Genomic DNA, 16,938 nt, shown 5'->3' on the forward strand with positions numbered 1-16,938 from the left:
ATCACCGTTTGCTTTTGATGATGGTGCCCAGGCCTTGCAGATAGGCCACCAGCGCGTCCATTTCAGTCTTGCCCTTGACGGCATCCCTGGCACCGGCGATGTCTTCGTCGGTGTAAGGCACGCCCAAGGCACGCAGGACTTCCATTTTCTTGGCGGTGTCTTTGCCGTCGAGCTTGTTTTCTACGAGGAACGGGTAGGCCGGCATTTTCGACTCAGGCACCACGTTGCGCGGGTTGTACAAGTGCGCACGCTGCCAGTCGTCGGAATAGCGGCCGCCAACGCGGGCCAGGTCCGGGCCGGTACGCTTGGAACCCCACAGGAACGGGTGGTCCCAGACGCTTTCGCCGGCAACGGAGTAGTGGCCGTAGCGTTCGGTCTCGGCGCGGAACGGACGGATCATCTGCGAGTGGCAGCCGACACAGCCGTTGGCGATATAGATGTCACGGCCTTCCAGTTCAAGGGCGGTACGCGGCTTCATGCCTTCGACCGGCTTGTTGGTCACATCCTGGAAGAACAGCGGAACGATCTGGGTCAGGCCGCCGATGCTCACGGCGATGACCATGAAGAAGGCCAGCAGGCCGATATTCTTCTCTACTGCTTCGTGCTTCATCAGTGAGCTCCAACTACGGCGATCTTGGCGGCGGCTTCAGCTTCAGCCGGGTCAGAGGCACGAACGGTGCGGTACACGTTGTAGGCCATGAACAGCATGCCGCTGGCGAAGAACGCGCCGCCCAGGGCACGCACGATGAAGCCAGGGTGGCTGGCTTGCAGCGCTTCGACGAACGAATAGGTCAGGGTGCCGTCGTCGTTGATCGCACGCCACATCAGGCCTTGGGTGATGCCGTTGACCCACATCGAGGCGATGTAGAGCACGGTGCCGATGGTCGCGAGCCAGAAGTGCGCGTTGATCAGGCCGGTGCTGTGCATCTGCGCACGACCGAACAGTTTCGGGATCATGTGGTAGATGGCGCCGATGGAAATCATCGCAACCCAACCGAGTGCACCGGCGTGTACGTGGCCGATGGTCCAGTCGGTGTAGTGGCTCAGGGAGTTGACGGTCTTGATGGCCATCATCGGGCCTTCGAAGGTCGACATGCCGTAGAACGCCAGGGATACCACCAGGAAGCGCAGGATCGGGTCGGTGCGCAATTTATGCCAGGCACCCGACAGGGTCATCATGCCGTTGATCATGCCGCCCCAGCTTGGCGCCAGCAGGATGATCGACATCGCCATGCCCAGGGACTGTGCCCAGTCCGGCAGCGCGGTGTAGTGCAAGTGGTGCGGGCCGGCCCAGATGTACAGGGTGATCAGCGCCCAGAAGTGGACGATGGACAGGCGATAGGAATAAATCGGACGCTCGGCCTGTTTCGGCACGAAGTAGTACATCATCCCCAAGAAGCCGGTGGTCAGGAAGAACCCCACGGCGTTGTGGCCGTACCACCACTGGATCATCGCGTCGGTCGCGCCCGAATAGGCCGAGTACGACTTGAAGAAGCTGACCGGCAGGGAGGCGTGGTTGACGATGTGCAGCATGGCGGTCACGACGATGAAGGCACCGTAGAACCAGTTACCGACGTAGATGTGCTTGGTCTTGCGCTTGACGATGGTGCCGAAGAACACCAAACCGTAGGTCACCCAGACGATCGCCAGCAGGATAGCCAGGGGCCATTCCAGTTCCGCGTATTCCTTGGTGGTGGTGAAACCCATGGGCAAGGTCACGATCGCGCCGACGATCACCGCTTGCCAACCCCAGAAGGTGAAGGCGGCGAGGCTGTCGGAAATCAGTCGCGTTTGGCAGGTTCGCTGCACGACGTAGTAAGAAGTGGCAAACAACGCACAACCACCGAAGGCGAAGATCACCAGGTTGGTGTGCAGCGGGCGCAGGCGTCCAAATGTCGTCCATGGCAGATCGAAGTTCAACTCCGGCCAGACCAGTTGCGAGGCGATGAAGACACCGAGCCCCATGCCAAGGATCCCCCAGACCACCGTCATGATGGCGAACTGGCGGACTACCTTATAGTTATAAGCAGTCGGACTGATTGCTGTGCTCATTCTAAGGTTCCACGGTTTGGGTGTTTTATTAGGATAAAAATCGGTCGCAAGTATGGAGAAAGCGGGGGGTCATTGCAACGCGCCATGACCTGGGTCAATGCTTTCCAAAGCTGATTCTGCGGCCTTTCCATGTTCGGTGTAGGGACAAAATTGGCCCTCGGCAAAATGTCGCAACGAAGGAAAGAGGCGAGGGGGTCAGGTCGGTTGTAACGGGGTGTGTTCGAACACGGCGTTCGGGTGATGCCAGGCAACTGTCGCAACAGCCGGTATTCACCTGCCTTTGCGGCCTTTTTGTCGAACGATTGTCGAACGCATCGGGTCGGATCGACCTGAAACCGGCAGTCGCCAGCGCACGCAAAGGCAAGCTTAGACCTGATTCAGGGGAACCGAAAGAAAGACCATGGGAGGGTGCGACAATGAGTCGCGCAGGGGCACGGAGCAGCCGCATCCAGATGAATGCGGCTGTTCGTGTGGTCAGGATTTATTCGCTTTTGTGTTCCGCTTGCAGGCGCTCGGTGCCGACACCTTGGGACAGGCTGTAGACGTAAGCCGCGAGCAGTTGCACCTTGTCATTGCCCAGCAACTCATTCTGTGCCGGCATGTGGCCTTGGCGTCCATGGCGAATGGTCTGCTGCAACTGGGTCAGGCTGGTGCCGTAGATGAAGCCGGCCGGTTGCGTCAGGTTCGGCGCCCCCATGGCTTCGGTGCCCTGGCCGTTGGCCCCGTGGCAGGCGACGCAGGTGGTGTTGAAGGCCTGCTGGCCGGCTTGCAGGTCGGCACCGCTGTCCGCCGGCAAAGGCAGGCCGGCCAGGTCGTGGCGAACATAGGCGGCCACGTTCTTGACCCCGGACTCCCCCAGCACTTCCCCCCAGGCCGGCATCGCCGCCATGCGCCCGCCCATGATGGTCGCCTTGATGGTCTCGGCGGCGCCGCCCCAGCGCCAGTTGCTGTCGGCCAGGTTCGGGAAGCCGAAGGCACCCTTGGCGTCCGAGCCGTGGCAGACCGAGCAGTTGGAGGCGAACAGGCGGCCACCCATCTTCAAGGCCTGTGGGTCCTTGGCGACTTCTTCCACGGGCATGGCCGCGAACTTGGCGAAGATCGGCCCGAACTTGGCGTCGGCCTTGGCCATTTCCTTTTCCCATTCATGGGCGCCGGTCCAGCCGTTTTCGTACCCGGGCAGGATGCCTTTCCAGTTGCCCAGGCCCGGGTAGAGGACCAGGTAACCGACGGAAAATACCAGGGTGCCGGCGAACAACAGGAACCACCACTGCGGCAGTGGGTTGTCGTATTCCTCGATGCCGTCGAAGCTGTGGCCCATGGTCTGGTCGACGCTGCCCTTGGTCTCGCCCTTGCGGGTGCCGATCAGCAGCCAGGTCAGGCCGATGAGGCTGCCGAGGGTCAGTACGCAGATCCACGTACTCCAGAAGGTGGTCATGGCCGGGTACTCCTTGTTGCAGGGTCTTGGGGGGTGAGATCGGCGGGTGGCTCGTCGGCGAACGGCAGCAGGCGCGCCTGGGCGAACTCCGGTCCGCGCTTGCTGCTGAACACCCACAGGATCAGGCCGATGAAGGCGATGAACACCACGACGGTGCCCAGCCCACGGATCATTCCAGTGCTCATTTCAAAGAACATCAGGCTCACCTCTTGCTCTTGATGGCAGTGCCGAGCACTTGCAGGTAGGCCACCAGCGCGTCCATTTCGGTCTTGCCCTTGAGCGAGGCCACGCTGCCTGCGATGTCGTCGTCGGTGTACGGCACGCCGAGGGTGCGCATGGCGCGCAGCTTGCCTTCGGTGTGGCTGCTGTCCACTGCCTGGGCCACCAGCCAGGGGTAGGCCGGCATTTTCGACTCCGGCACGACGTTGCGCGGGTTGTACAAGTGGGCGCGGTGCCAATCATCGGAGTAGCGCGCGCCGACCCGTGCCAGGTCCGGCCCGGTACGCTTGGAACCCCACAGGAACGGGTGATCCCAGACACTTTCGCCAGCGACGGAGTAGTGGCCGTAGCGCTCGGTCTCGGCGCGGAACGGACGGATCATCTGCGAGTGGCAGCCGACGCAGCCTTCACGGATGTAGATGTCGCGGCCTTCCAGTTGCAGGGCGGTGTAGGGCTTCATGCCGTCCACCGGCTTGTTGGTCACGTCCTGGAAGAACAGCGGCACGATCTGGGTCAGGCCGCCAATGCTCACGGCCAGGACCATCAGCAGCATCAGCAGGCCGACGTTTTTTTCAATTGTTTCGTGTTTCATGGCGGACTCCTCAGGCCATCTGCGCGGCAGCGGCGGCTTCGGCAGGCTGGTAGGCCCGCACGGTGCGCCAGGTGTTGTAGGCCATCAGCAGCATGCCGATGAGGAAGATCGCCCCGCCCGCCAACCGCACGACGAAGCCTGGGTGGCTGGCCACCAGGGTTTCGACGAAGGAATAGGTGAGCGTGCCGTCCTCGTTCACCGCCCGCCACATCAGGCCCTGGGCGATGCCGTTGACCCACATCGAGGCGATGTAGAGCACGGTGCCGATGGTCGCGAGCCAGAAGTGCGCGTTGATCAGGCCGATGCTGTGCATCTGTGGCCGGCCGAAGACTTTCGGGATCATGTGATACAGCGCGCCGATGGAAATCATCGCCACCCAGCCGAGCGCGCCGGCGTGTACGTGGCCGATGGTCCAGTCGGTGTAGTGGGAAAGGGCGTTGACGGTCTTGATCGCCATCATCGGACCCTCGAAGGTCGACATGCCGTAGAACGCCAGGGACACCACCAGGAACCGCAGGATCGGGTCGCTGCGCAACTTATGCCAGGCGCCGGAGAGGGTCATCATGCCGTTGATCATGCCGCCCCAGCTCGGTGCCAGCAGGATCAGTGACATCACCATGCCCAGGGACTGTGCCCAGTCCGGCAGCGCGGTGTAGTGCAGGTGGTGCGGGCCGGCCCAGATGTACAGGGTGATCAGCGCCCAGAAGTGGACGATGGACAGGCGATAGGAATACACCGGGCGTTCGGCCTGCTTCGGCACGAAGTAATACATCATCCCCAGGAAACCTGCGGTGAGGAAAAAGCCTACGGCGTTGTGCCCGTACCACCATTGCACCATCGCGTCCGTGGCCCCGGCGTACACCGAGTAGGACTTGGTCCAGCTCACCGGCAGTTCCAGGTTGTTGACGATGTGCAGGATCGCCACGGTCAGGATGAACCCGCCGAAGAACCAGTTACCGACATAGATGTGCTTGGTGTTGCGCTTGGCCACGGTGCCGAAGAACACGATGGCGTAGGCGACCCAGACGATGGTGATCAGGATGTCGATCGGCCATTCCAGTTCGGCGTACTCCTTGGAACTGGTGTAGCCCAGCGGCAGGCTGATGGCCGCCAGCAGGATCACCAGTTGCCAGCCCCAGAAGCAGAACGCGGCGATTTTCGGCGCAAACAGCTGGGTCTGGCAGGTGCGTTGCACCGAGTAGAACGAACTGGCAAACAACGCGCAGCCGCCGAAGGCGAAGATCACCGCGTTGGTGTGCAGCGGGCGCAGGCGACCGAAGCTGGTCCAGGGCAAATCGAAGTTGAGCTGCGGCCAGACCAATTGGGCCGCGAGAAAAACCCCGAGCCCCATGCCGACGATGCCCCACACCACCGTCATAATGGCGAATTGGCGGACCACCTTGTAGTTGTAGGCGGTACTGATAGAAGTGTTCATGGTTCCCCATCCACGGTTCAGCCGAAGTGAGCGCCTGCGCAAGGCAGTGCGGCGTTCTTCGCCTGGAGTTATAGGCAGACTAAAAGCGAGGCAAGCATGGACAAACAGCACAAGGCCAGTATTGACGGGGATCAATGGGCGCGGTGCGTGGAGCAACATGGCTGGTTGTGGACGGCCGCGCGGCCCGGGGTGTGCGCCGAACCACCGACCCTGATCCTGGCCCACGGTGCCGGTGCGCCGATGGACAGCGGCTTCATGGAGGAAATGGCCGCACGCCTTGCCGCACAAGGCGTCAACGTGTTGCGCTTCGAGTTTCCCTACATGGCCCAGCGTCTGGATGGCGGCAAGCGTCCACCGAACCCGGCGCCCAAGCTGCTCGAATGCTGGCGAGAGGTGTACGCCAAGGTGCGGCCTTATGTCGCTGGGCGGCTGGCCATTGGCGGCAAGTCCATGGGGGGGCGGATGGCGAGCCTGCTGGCCGATGAGCTGGGCGCCGATGCGTTGGTATGCCTGGGCTATCCCTTCTACGCGGTGGGCAAGCCGGAGAAACCGCGGGTCGAGCACTTGGCAGCATTGAAGACCCGTACCTTGATCGTCCAGGGCGAGCGGGATGCGTTGGGTAACCGGGAGGCGGTGCAGGGCTACGCCTTGTCACCGAGCATCGAGGTGTTGTGGTTGGTGGCGGGGGATCATGACCTCAAGCCGCTGAAGGTTTCAGGGTTTAGTCATGAGCAGCATTTGGAGGCTGCTGCAGGCAAGGTGGCAGCGTTTCTTCAGGATTGATAGCGCCTGTCCTGGCCTCTTCGCGAGCAAGCCCGCTCCCACATTTTAGAATGCGTTCGCATGAACAACTGCAATCCCTTGTGGGAGCGGGCTTGCTCGCGAAGATGGTTCATAACGCGACACCATTTTTGAATTGGCAATAAAAAACCGGGAAGCAACACCTTCCCGGTTTTTTATTGGGCAGGCATCTATCAGCGGTTGAACCGCTCCACCAGCGAATACTGCGTATTGGCTGTCCGGGTCAGCTCTTCGCTGAGCAGCGCCGAGCTGTGGGCCTGTCCCGAAGTCTGGTCGGCCAGTTCCGAGATGTTGCTGATGTTGCGGCTGATCTCCTCGGCCACTGAGCTTTGTTCCTCGGTGGCGGCGGCGATCTGGGTGGTCATGTCCGTGATATGCGCCACGGCTTCGCTGATGCCCACCAGCGCCTGGTCCGCTTCCATGACCCGCGCCACGCCTTCTTCGGCCTGGCGGTGGCCGGCGTCCATGGTTTGCACGGCGTTGGTGGCGGTCTGCTGGAGCTTGGCGATCAGCGCGTGGATCTGCCCGGTGGATTCGCTGGTGCGTTGCGCCAGTTGCCTTACCTCGTCGGCCACCACGGCAAAGCCGCGGCCCATCTCGCCGGCACGGGCCGCTTCGATGGCCGCGTTGAGGGCCAGCAGGTTGGTCTGGTCGGCGATGCCTTTGATCACGTCGACCACGCCACCGATCTCGTCGCTGTCCTTGGCCAGTTGGGTGACGGTTTGACCGGTCTCACCCACCACCACCGATAGCCGCTCGATGGCTTCGCGGGTTTCCCCGGCGATGTCGCGGCCGCGGCTGGTCAGGCGATTGGCTTCCTGGGTGGCATCGGCGGTGCGCTGCACGTGGCTGGCGACCTCCTGGGTCGTTGCCGCCATCTGGTTGACGGCCGTGGCGACCTGTTCGGTTTCCACCCGCTGACGTTCCAGGCCGCTGGAGCTGTCGTGGGCCAGGGTATTGGACTGGCGGGCCTGGTCGTTGAGGTGTTCGGCGGTGTCCTGCAGGCGGGTCAGGCAGGTTTTCAGGCGCGCTTGCTGGCTGAGGATCGACATCTCCAGGCGTGCCTGGACGCCGCGGCTGTCGGTGTACATCCGGGCGATCAGCGGGTCGGAGGTGGTTTGTTCGGCCAGGCGCAGGAGGCGCTTGATCCCGCGTTGCTGCCATTGCAGGCCCATCAGCCCCAAGGGCACCGACAGCAGGGCGGCCAGGGCAAAGCCCCAGGAAGAATTCAGGAACGCGCCGACGACGAAGCCCAGTTGGCTGACCAGGATGAACGGCAGCCAGTCCTGCAGTATCGGCAACCACTTGTCGCTGCCCGGCACCGCGGACTTGCCCTGGTTGATGCGTTGATAGAGGGCTTCGGCGCGGCCGATCTGCTCGGCGGTGGGCTTGACCCGCACCGACTCGTAGCCGACCACCTGATTGCCCTCGAACACGGGCGTGACATAGGCGTTGACCCAGTAGTGGTCACCGTTCTTGCAGCGATTCTTGACGATGCCCATCCATGGCAAGCCTTGTTTCAGTGTGCCCCACATGTGCGCGAACACGGCGGAGGGGACATCGGGATGGCGCACGAGATTGTGCGGCGCACGGATCAGTTCTTCCTTCGAATACCCGCTGACTTCAACGAAAGCATCGTTGCAGTAAGTAATCACACCCTTGGTGTCGGTGGTGGAAATCAATCGTTGCTGGGCCGGGAAGGTCCTTTCGCGTTGTGTGACGGGTTGGTTGTTACGCATGGTGTGTAGATCCGCAAGGCTTTGAAAGGTTGTCGGCGTCGTCAGGTTTTAGTTGAAGTTATTTTTGCCTGTCGCTATCACGCCAGCATCGGGTAGGTAAAGAGGGCGAAATGAAGCAGGTTGAGCAGAAAGTGCGTGGCAATCGCCGCGCCCAGGCCGCCAAAACGATACGCCAGGCCGTAACCGACCCCCGCCAGGCCCGACAACAGCACCCACTGCCAGCCCGCGCCGGCGTGCACCAGGCCGAACAGCAGCGAGGCCAGGAGCAGCGCCAGGTTGTCGCCCTGGGCCAAATGTTTGAAACGTCGACTCAAGCCCCCCTGAATGTAGCCACGAAACAGCGCTTCCTCCACGATCGTGACCAATAAAAGATTATTAGCGGTCCACAACCAGGCGTGATCCGGCCACTTCGGCGCCCAATGGACCATGCCCAGCAGCACGGCCCCGCCGAGGGCCAGCACCGCGCTCAGCCCCAGGCCCAGTGCCGTGGCCTGGACGGACAGGCGCAGTGAGCGCCGGCCGACGATCCAGGGGCAGGCCAGCAATAGCCAGAAACCGATCAGCGGCTTGTCTTGGTTCAGGTACATGGCAAACGGCACGGCGTCATCGGTCAAGCGCTGGGGGGCGATGGCCCGGCCGTTGAAGAAGCCAGGCATCCAGTGCAGGGCCAATGCCAGGGCCATGACAATGAACAGCGCATGCCCGAGAAACTGGCCAACCGGGGTCTGTTGCTGGCGAACCGCATACCCGGCGAACAGCAGCAGCGCCACCGAGATGACTGCGGTCCAGGCCAACTGGCCGTAGAGCAGCGCCAAGCCATAGCCGATGGAAAGAAGGGCCAGGTGAAGCCAGGATAGAGCGGGCATACAACATCCTTTTAGCGGGAGAACTCTGGGCGAGGGCGGCCGTCGGGTCTTCGACGCCACTGTGTCGCGCAAAGAGCACATTTGTGTCCATGCAGATTCATGCGCAGGAAGGGCTGGCGGTTTGGCTGGCGCGGTTGTGTGGGTGCTGGCGGGATTATAGGCGGGCTGATCCAAAAACAGTGCCTGTTAAATAGCGGTCGGTCAGTTATAAAACCTGTGGGAGCGAGCTTGCTCGCGATAGCGGTGGATCAGCCAACATTAATGTTGACTGAACTGACCCTATCGTCGGAACGCCGCCCGGAGCAAGCTCGCTCCCACAGGTATTTGTCCAGGCTCTTGTTCGCCATCGTGGCGGTTTTTTTCAAGCGGCAATCAATTGTCGCAAGACATAGTGAAGAATCCCGCCGGCCTTGAAATATTCCACTTCATTCAAGGTATCGATCCGACACAACACTTCGATTCGCTCCTGGCTGCCGTCCTCCCGGGTGATGACCAGGGGCAGGTTCATGCGCGGCGTCAGTTCGACGTCATTGAGGCCGAGGATGTCCAGGGTTTCCTTGCCTGTAAGGTTCAGGCTCTTGCGGTTCTGGTCGAGCTTGAACTGCAACGGCAGCACGCCCATGCCCACGAGGTTGGAGCGATGGATGCGCTCGAAGCTCTCTGCGATCACCGCCTTGACCCCCAACAGGTTGGTGCCCTTGGCCGCCCAGTCCCGGCTCGACCCGGTGCCATATTCCTGGCCGGCGATCACCACCAGCGGCGTGCCCGCGGCCTGGTACAGCATGGCGGCGTCGTAGATCGGCATGCGTTCGCCATTGGGAATGTAGATCGTATTGCCGCCTTCTTCGCCGTCGAGCATTTCGTTGCGGATGCGGATGTTGGCGAAGGTGCCGCGCATCATCACCTGATGGTTGCCACGCCGTGAACCGTAGGAGTTGAAGTCCCGTGGCTCCACGCCCTGTTCGCGCAGGTAACGACCGGCTGGGCTGTCGGCCTTGATGTTACCGGCCGGGGAGATGTGGTCGGTGGTCACCGAGTCCCCCAGCAGGGCCAGCACTCGGGCGCCCTCGACGTTCCTGACCGCCGGTGGCGGCCCGCCGATGTCGTCGAAGAACGGTGGATGCTGGATATAGGTCGAATCGTCCTGCCAGACATAGGTGGCCGCTTGCGGCACCTCGATGGCCTGCCATTGCTCGTCACCGGCAAACACAGCGGCGTATTCCTTGTGGAACATGCTGGTGTTGACCTGGGCCACGGCGGCGGCGACTTCCTGGCTGCTGGGCCAGATGTCCCGCAGGTACACCGGTTTGCCGTCCCGGTCGTTGCCCAGCGGCTCGCTACTGATGTCGATGCGCACCGTGCCGGCCAGGGCATAGGCGACCACCAATGGCGGCGAGGCCAGCCAGTTGGTCTTCACCAGTGGATGCACTCGGCCTTCGAAGTTGCGGTTGCCCGACAAGACCGAGGCCACGGTGAGATCGGCTTTCTGGATGGCTTTTTCGATGGGGTCCGGCAACGGCCCGGAGTTGCCGATGCAGGTGGTGCAACCATAGCCCACCAGGTCGAAACCGAGTTTATCCAGGTATTCGGTCAGGCCGGCCGCGTTGTAGTAATCAGTGACCACCTTGGAGCCCGGTGCCAGGGAGCTCTTGACCCAAGGCTTGCGAACCAAGCCTTTTTCCACGGCCTTTTTCGCCAGCAGCCCGGCGGCCATCATGACGCTGGGGTTGGAGGTGTTGGTGCACGAGGTGATCGCGGCAATCACCACCGCGCCGTTTTTCAGGCGATGGGTGTGGCCTTCGTATTCGTACTCGGCTTCGCCCACCTGGTCGGCATTGCCCACCGCGACGCCACCGCCGCCTTCACTTTCCAGGCGGCCTTCTTCCTTACTGGTGGGTTTGACCTGCAACCCCAGGAAGTCGCTGAAGGCCTGGCCGACATTCGGCAGCGAGACCCGGTCCTGAGGGCGTTTAGGGCCGGCGAGGCTGGCCTCGACGCTACCCATATCCAGTTCCAGCGTATCGGTGAACACCGGTTCCTGGCCGGGCAGACGCCACAGGCCCTGGGCCTTGCAATAGGCCTCCACCAGCTTCACGGTGTCAGCCGGACGCCCGGACAGGCGCAGGTAGTCCAGGGTCACGTCATCCACCGGGAAGAACCCGCAGGTGGCGCCGTATTCCGGGGCCATGTTGGCGATGGTGGCGCGGTCGGCCAGGGGCAGGTCGGCCAGGCCATCGCCATAGAACTCGACGAATTTGCCCACCACGCCTTTCTTGCGCAGCATCTGCGTGACGGTCAGCACCAGGTCGGTGGCGGTGATGCCTTCGCGCAGTTTGCCGACGAGTTTGAAGCCAACGACTTCGGGGATCAGCATCGACACCGGTTGACCCAGCATCGCTGCTTCCGCCTCGATCCCCCCGACGCCCCAGCCCAGTACGCCGAGGCCGTTGATCATGGTGGTGTGGGAGTCGGTGCCCACCAGGGTGTCGGGGAAGGCGTAGGTGCGACCATCTTCCTCTTTGGTCCAGACGGTGCGACCCAGGTATTCGAGGTTGACCTGGTGACAGATGCCGGTGCCCGGCGGCACCACGCTGAAGTTGTCGAAGGCGCTCTGGCCCCAGCGCAGGAAGGCGTAGCGTTCGCCGTTGCGCTGCATTTCGATGTCGACGTTCTGCTCGAACGCCTGGCTGCTGGCGAACTTGTCCACCATCACCGAGTGGTCGATCACCAGGTCCACGGGGGACAGCGGGTTGATCCGCTGGGGGTCGCCGCCGGCCTTTTCCACAGCGGCGCGCATGGCGGCCAGGTCGACCACGGCGGGGACGCCGGTGAAATCCTGCATCAATACCCGGGCCGGGCGGTATTGGATCTCGCGGTCGGAGCGGCGCTCCTTGAGCCAACCGGCCAGGGCCTTGAGGTCGGCGCCGGTGACGGTTTTTTCATCTTCCCAGCGCAGCAGGTTTTCCAGCAGCACCTTCAAGGACATGGGCAGTTTGTCGAGGTCGCCCAGGCTTCGGGCGGCATCCGGCAGGCTGAAATAGTGGTAGGTCCTGGCGTCGACTTGCAGTGTTTTAAGGGTTTTCAGGCTATCGAGGGACGGCATTGAAATCACTCCTTTGAGTCCGCACGGCTACGGACTGACGGAACGGACAGAGCCTTTAACCTAGCCCTGTTTTAAGCGTATGACTAATCACTGGACTCTATTGCAAGGTTCGTGGTTCCGAACTCCGCTATCATGCGGCGGTTTTCGTGACAGGCTTTGCTACGGAGTTTCAATGAACACGCTTTTTATGCACTGCCGGCCGGGCTTCGAAGGCGAGGTCTGTTCCGAGATCGCCGAACATGCGGCTCGGCTCAACGTGGCCGGCTATGCCAAGGCCAAGCCGGCCAGCGCCTGCGCCGAATTTGTCTGCACGCAAGAGGACGGCGCCGAACGGCTGATGCGTGGGCAGCGTTTTGCCGAGCTGATTTTCCCGCGCCAGTGGGCGCGGGGCACGTTCATTGACTTGCCGGAAACCGACCGTATCAGCGTCATCCTGGCCCACATGAGCGGCTTCCCGGTCTGTGGCAGCCTGTGGCTGGAGGTGGTCGACACCAATGACGGCAAGGAACTGTCGAACTTCTGCAAGAAATTCGAAGGCCCGCTGCGCAAGGCGTTGAGCGGGGCCGGCAAGTTGGTGGACGATCCGCGCAAGCCGCGCCTGCTGCTGACCTTCAAGAGTGGCCGTGAAGTCTTCCTGGGCCTGGCGGACGCGGATAACTCTGCGATGTGGCCGATGGGCATCCCGCGTCTCAAGTTCCCCCGGGAGGCGCCAAGCCGCTCCACCCTCAAGCTCGAAGAAGCCTGGCACCATTTCATCCCCCGGGACCAGTGGGACGAGCGCCTGCACAGTGACATGACCGGCGTGGACCTCGGTGCCGCGCCGGGCGGTTGGACCTGGCAACTGGTCAACCGCGGCATGCTGGTGACGGCCATCGACAACGGCCCGATGGCCGAAAGCCTGATGGATACCGGCCTGGTGCAGCACTTGATGGCGGACGGCTTCACGTTCAAGCCCAAGCAGCCGGTGGATTGGATGGTCTGCGACATCGTCGAAAAGCCCGCGCGCAACGCGGCGATGCTGGAGGAGTGGATTGGCGAAGGGCATTGCCGCGAGGCTGTGGTCAACCTCAAACTGCCTATGAAACAGCGTTATGCCGAGGTGAAACGCCTGCTCGAACGCATCGCCGAGGGTTTCAAGGCCCGGGGTATCCAGGTCGAGATCGGTTGCAAGCAGCTGTACCACGACCGCGAGGAAGTGACGTGCCATCTGCGGCGGCTGGACACCAAAAAGCCGAAGTCCCGCTGAAGCTATGGAGCGAGCTTTTGTGGCGAGGGAGCTTGCTCCCGCTGGGTTGCGAAGCAACCCCAATGTCCTGTTGGACTCCTAAAAGTGACGACTGCTTCGCAGCCGAGCGGGAGCAAGCTCCCTCGCCACAGGGCTGATGTACATCTGTTAAGAGCGCCGGCATTGCGCGACAATGCCGGCCAGTTTCAGGAGTAGAACATGAGTGAAATGAACGACACGCCGGTCGACGGCACACTGGATGCCACGGGCCTCAATTGCCCGGAACCGGTGATGATGCTGCACCAGCACATCCGTGACCTGGCCCCCGGTGGCCTGTTGAAAGTCATCGCCACCGATCCCTCGACTCGCCGCGACATCCCCAAGTTTTGCGTGTTCCTGGATCACGAACTGGTGGCCCAGCAGGAAGAGGCTGGCACCTACCTCTACTGGATCCGCAAGAAAATCGCTTAATCCGGCGAGTGGCTGACGCGGATCTGCTTGCGCGCGCTGCGTGTCAGGCGGATCGACAGCATCAGCGCCGCGCAGCTCAGGCCTACGATCAGGCCTTGCCACAACCCGCTCGGGCCGCTGGCCGCGCCGAGCCAGTCGGTCAGGCCCAGCGCGTAGCCCACCGGCAGGCCGATGCCCCAATAGGCGAACAGGGTCAGGATCATCGTCACCCGGGTGTCCTGGTAGCCGCGCAGCGCCCCTGCAGCCGTGACCTGGATCGCATCGGAAAACTGGAACAGCGCCGCGTAGACGATCAGCATCGACGCCACTTCGATCACCACCGGGTCGGCGGTATAGATCGCCGCGATAGGCCCGCGCAGTGCGAACATCAGGCTCGCCGACAGGCAGGCGTACGCCAGGGCCGTGCCCATGCCCACCCCGGCGGCGAAGCGCGCTTCACGGGGCTGGCGACGGCCCAAGGCCTGGCCGACCCTCACCGTGACAGCCATGCCCAGGGAGTAGGGGATCATGAACACCAGGGAGCTGAAGTTCAGCGCGATCTGGTGCCCGGCCACCACCGTGGCCCCGAGGCTGCCGATCAGCAGCGCGATCACCGCGAAAATACTCGACTCGGCGAACACCGCGATGCCAATCGGCAGGCCGATGCCCAGCAGGCGCTTGATCACTGTCCATTGCGGCCAGTCGAAACGGCTGAACAACCGACTCGACTGATAGGCCGGTGCCCAACGGGCCCAACCGGCCATGCCCAGGGTCATGAACCACATCACGATGGCCGTGGCCCAGCCGCAACCGACGCCGCCCATGGCGGGCACGCCCAGGTGCCCGTAGATGAAGATGTAATTGAGCGGAATGTTCAATGCCAGTCCGCACAGCCCCAGCACCATTGCCGGTCGCGTGCGGCCCAGGCCATCGCTGAAGCAGCGCAGCACGTGATACAGCGCCACGGCCGGCAGGCCCGCGCCGATGCCGCGCAGGTATTCCATGCAGGGGCCGATCAATTCGGGATCGACCTTCATGATGTGCAGGATTGGTTCGGCGCTGAACAGCGCCAGGGTCGCGAGCAACCCCACAACCAGTGCCAGCCACAGTGCCTGGCGCACCAGCGGCCCGATTTCGTCGAACGTGCCGGCACCGAAGCGCTGGGCCACTTTTGGCGTGGTCGCCAGCAATGTGCCGGTCATCAACAGGAACACCGGTACCCAGATCGAGTTGCCCAGGGCCACGGCCGCCAAGTCCCGTGGGCCGACCCGACCGGCCATCACCGCGTCGACAAAGCCCATGGCGGTGGTCGCCAGTTGCGCCACCATGATCGGCACGGCCAAGGCCAGCAGGGTCTTGAATTCCAGACGCACCCGGGCCGGGCGGGAAAGGGTGGCAGGAGAGTCGATGACAGGATTCACAGGCGAAGCGTCCGAGAGAAATTAGCGCAAGGCGGCGAATTCTACGCCTTGACGCTGTGGTCAGGAAAAAAGCTGTGTTGTGGATTTGTAATCGCTTTCTCAATCGTGCGGATGCTGTTGTGGCGAGGGAGCTTGCTCCCGCTCGACTGCGCAGCAGTCGCCTGCATTTTGGGCCCGCTTCGCAGGCCAGCGGGAGCAAGCTCCCTCGCCACAATTTAGTTCACTGAGGCAATGGACTGGCCCATCGAGGCGAGGAACGCCTACACTGCCCCTCCCGCCAAAGGAGCTCTGCCATGCTGATCGTCGCCGACGAAAACATCCCCCTGCTTGATGCGTTCTTCCAAGGGTTCGGCGAAATCCGCCGGGTACCGGGCCGGGGAATCGACCGGACGATGGTCGAGCAAGCCGATGTGCTGCTGGTTCGTTCGGTCAGCCAGGTCAATCGGGCGCTGTTGGAGGGTAGCAAGGTACGCTTCGTCGGCACATGCACCATCGGCACCGATCACCTGGACCTGGATTATCTGGCCGAGGCCGGTATCCACTGGGCCAGCGCACCCGGTTGCAACGCCCGCGGCGTGGTGGACTACGTGCTGGGCAGCCTGATGACCCTGGCGGAAATCGAAGGCGTGGCGCTCGCGCAGCGGACCTTCGGCGTGGTCGGCGCAGGGCAGGTGGGCGGGCGATTGATCGAGCTGCTCAGGGGCCTGGGCTGGACCGTCAAGGTCTGCGATCCGCCGCGTCAGGCCGTTGAGGGCGGCGATTATGTGAGCCTGGAACAGATCATCGAGCAATGCGATGTGATCAGCCTGCACACCCCGTTGACCCGTGACGGCGAGCAACCGACCTGGCACCTGTTCGACGAAGCGCGCCTGAACCAGCTCAAGCCCGGCACCTGGCTGATCAATGCGGCCCGGGGCCCGGTGATCGACAATGCCGCGCTGCGCGAGGTGTTGCTGGAGCGCGAAGACCTGCAAGCGGTGCTGGATGTCTGGGAGCAGGAGCCCACCGTGGACGTGGACCTGGCAGACTTATGCGTGATCGCTACCCCGCACATTGCCGGCTACAGCCTTGATGGTCGCCAGCGTGGCACGGCCCAGATCTACCAGGCTTTATGCGCGTTCCTCGAACAGCCGGTTGAAGTCCGCCTCAGCGACCTGTTGCCTCGGCCGTGGCTGGGTGGCATCACCCTGGACGCCGAAGCCGACCCGGCCTGGGCCTTGGCGGCGCTGTGCCGGAGCGTGTACGACCCCCGTGGCGACGATGCGAACTTCCGCCGCAGCCTGGTCGGCACCGTCGATGAGCAACGCAGTGCGTTCGATGCCTTGCGCAAGCACTACCCGCCACGCCGGGAAATCGACAGCTTGAAGGTGCGTATCGAAGGGTCGTCGGCGGCCTTGCAACAGATCGTGACTGCGCTGGGTGCCACCCTTTAAGGGCGGTGCGCTCTTGTGGCGAGGGAGCTTGCTCCCGCTCGGCTGCGAAGCAGTCGTCGCTTTTTAGCTCCCGACAAGGCATGGGGTTGCTTCGCAACCCAACGGGAGCAAGCTCCCTCGCCACAAGAGCCTGATCACAGAGCTTGGTCACAGAAGCCTGACCACAG

At 62.7% G+C, this 16,938-nt stretch carries 14 protein-coding genes; 4 read left to right on the forward strand and 10 right to left on the reverse strand.

Going from position 1 to position 16,938, the window contains the following annotated elements:
• Position 1: 1 nt before the first annotated feature.
• The 6 genes from ccoO (J3P85_RS09115) to ccoN (J3P85_RS09140) form a co-directional block, all read right to left on the reverse strand.
• Positions 2-610 carry a cytochrome-c oxidase, cbb3-type subunit II gene (gene ccoO, locus J3P85_RS09115; protein ID WP_072407855.1) on the reverse strand — a complete coding sequence of 203 codons (609 nt, stop codon included), beginning with the start codon at positions 608-610 and terminating at the stop codon, positions 2-4.
• On the reverse strand, positions 610-2,052 hold the full coding sequence (gene ccoN / locus J3P85_RS09120; protein ID WP_053120682.1) for a cytochrome-c oxidase, cbb3-type subunit I: 1,443 nt from the start codon (positions 2,050-2,052) through the stop codon (positions 610-612). Before ccoN (J3P85_RS09120) ends, ccoO (J3P85_RS09115) begins: the two co-directional genes overlap by 1 nt.
• Positions 2,053-2,533: 481 nt before the next feature.
• Complete coding sequence (gene ccoP, locus J3P85_RS09125) at positions 2,534-3,487, reverse strand: cytochrome-c oxidase, cbb3-type subunit III (RefSeq protein ID WP_411386932.1); 954 nt, start codon at positions 3,485-3,487, stop codon at positions 2,534-2,536.
• Positions 3,484-3,684, reverse strand: a complete 201-nt coding sequence (locus J3P85_RS09130; protein WP_186705243.1) for a cbb3-type cytochrome oxidase subunit 3 — start codon at positions 3,682-3,684, stop codon at positions 3,484-3,486. The genes ccoP and J3P85_RS09130 overlap by 4 nt, the downstream gene beginning before the upstream one ends.
• A gap of 5 nt (positions 3,685-3,689) precedes the next feature.
• Complete coding sequence (ccoO, locus tag J3P85_RS09135) at positions 3,690-4,298, reverse strand: cytochrome-c oxidase, cbb3-type subunit II (protein WP_053120686.1); 609 nt, start codon at positions 4,296-4,298, stop codon at positions 3,690-3,692.
• A gap of 10 nt (positions 4,299-4,308) precedes the next feature.
• A complete protein-coding gene (gene ccoN / locus J3P85_RS09140) occupies positions 4,309-5,733 on the reverse strand; it encodes a cytochrome-c oxidase, cbb3-type subunit I (RefSeq protein WP_186705242.1) in 1,425 nt (474 codons plus the stop codon).
• A 96-nt stretch (positions 5,734-5,829) separates the two neighbouring features.
• On the opposite strand from ccoN (J3P85_RS09140), the gene J3P85_RS09145 reads away from it, so the two are divergent.
• A complete protein-coding gene (locus J3P85_RS09145) occupies positions 5,830-6,516 on the forward strand; it encodes an alpha/beta family hydrolase (protein WP_434705544.1) in 687 nt (228 codons plus the stop codon).
• A 191-nt stretch (positions 6,517-6,707) separates the two neighbouring features.
• Here J3P85_RS09145 and J3P85_RS09150 read toward each other — a convergent pair whose 3' ends face one another.
• The 3 genes from J3P85_RS09150 to acnA all read right to left on the reverse strand — a co-directional run bounded on the left by J3P85_RS09150 (position 6,708) and on the right by acnA (position 12,242).
• On the reverse strand, positions 6,708-8,273 hold the full coding sequence (locus J3P85_RS09150) for a methyl-accepting chemotaxis protein (protein WP_434705545.1): 1,566 nt from the start codon (positions 8,271-8,273) through the stop codon (positions 6,708-6,710).
• 77 nt (positions 8,274-8,350) lie between these two features.
• Positions 8,351-9,139: a lysostaphin resistance A-like protein gene (locus J3P85_RS09155; RefSeq protein WP_434705546.1), complete on the reverse strand. Its 789-nt coding sequence runs from the start codon at positions 9,137-9,139 to the stop codon at positions 8,351-8,353.
• Positions 9,140-9,500: 361 nt separating this feature from the next.
• On the reverse strand, positions 9,501-12,242 hold the full coding sequence (gene acnA, locus J3P85_RS09160) for an aconitate hydratase AcnA (protein ID WP_434705547.1): 2,742 nt from the start codon (positions 12,240-12,242) through the stop codon (positions 9,501-9,503).
• A gap of 172 nt (positions 12,243-12,414) precedes the next feature.
• Between acnA and rlmM the strand changes: the two genes are divergently transcribed.
• Together rlmM and tusA are read left to right on the forward strand one after the other, a co-directional pair.
• Entirely contained in the window at positions 12,415-13,488 is a 1,074-nt protein-coding gene (gene rlmM / locus J3P85_RS09165; RefSeq protein ID WP_186728209.1) for a 23S rRNA (cytidine(2498)-2'-O)-methyltransferase RlmM, read from the forward strand.
• Positions 13,489-13,686: 198 nt separating this feature from the next.
• Positions 13,687-13,938 (forward strand): sulfurtransferase TusA, encoded by a 252-nt coding sequence (gene tusA, locus J3P85_RS09170; RefSeq protein WP_434705548.1) that lies wholly within the window; start codon positions 13,687-13,689, stop codon positions 13,936-13,938.
• Here tusA and J3P85_RS09175 read toward each other — a convergent pair.
• The gene (locus J3P85_RS09175) at positions 13,935-15,338 is read right to left on the reverse strand and encodes an MATE family efflux transporter (protein WP_434705549.1); all 1,404 of its coding nucleotides are present in this window, start codon (positions 15,336-15,338) and stop codon (positions 13,935-13,937) included. The genes tusA and J3P85_RS09175 overlap by 4 nt on opposite strands.
• Before the next feature lie 293 nt (positions 15,339-15,631).
• On the opposite strand from J3P85_RS09175, the gene pdxB reads away from it, so the two are divergent.
• Positions 15,632-16,771, forward strand: coding sequence for a 4-phosphoerythronate dehydrogenase PdxB (gene pdxB / locus J3P85_RS09180; protein WP_434705550.1), 1,140 nt, complete (start codon positions 15,632-15,634; stop codon positions 16,769-16,771).
• Positions 16,772-16,938: the final 167 nt, after the last annotated feature.

Origin of the sequence: Pseudomonas sp. Z1-12 (genome assembly GCF_051132015.1) — a bacterium.
Lineage (GTDB): Bacteria > Pseudomonadota > Gammaproteobacteria > Pseudomonadales > Pseudomonadaceae > Aquipseudomonas > Aquipseudomonas zanjanensis.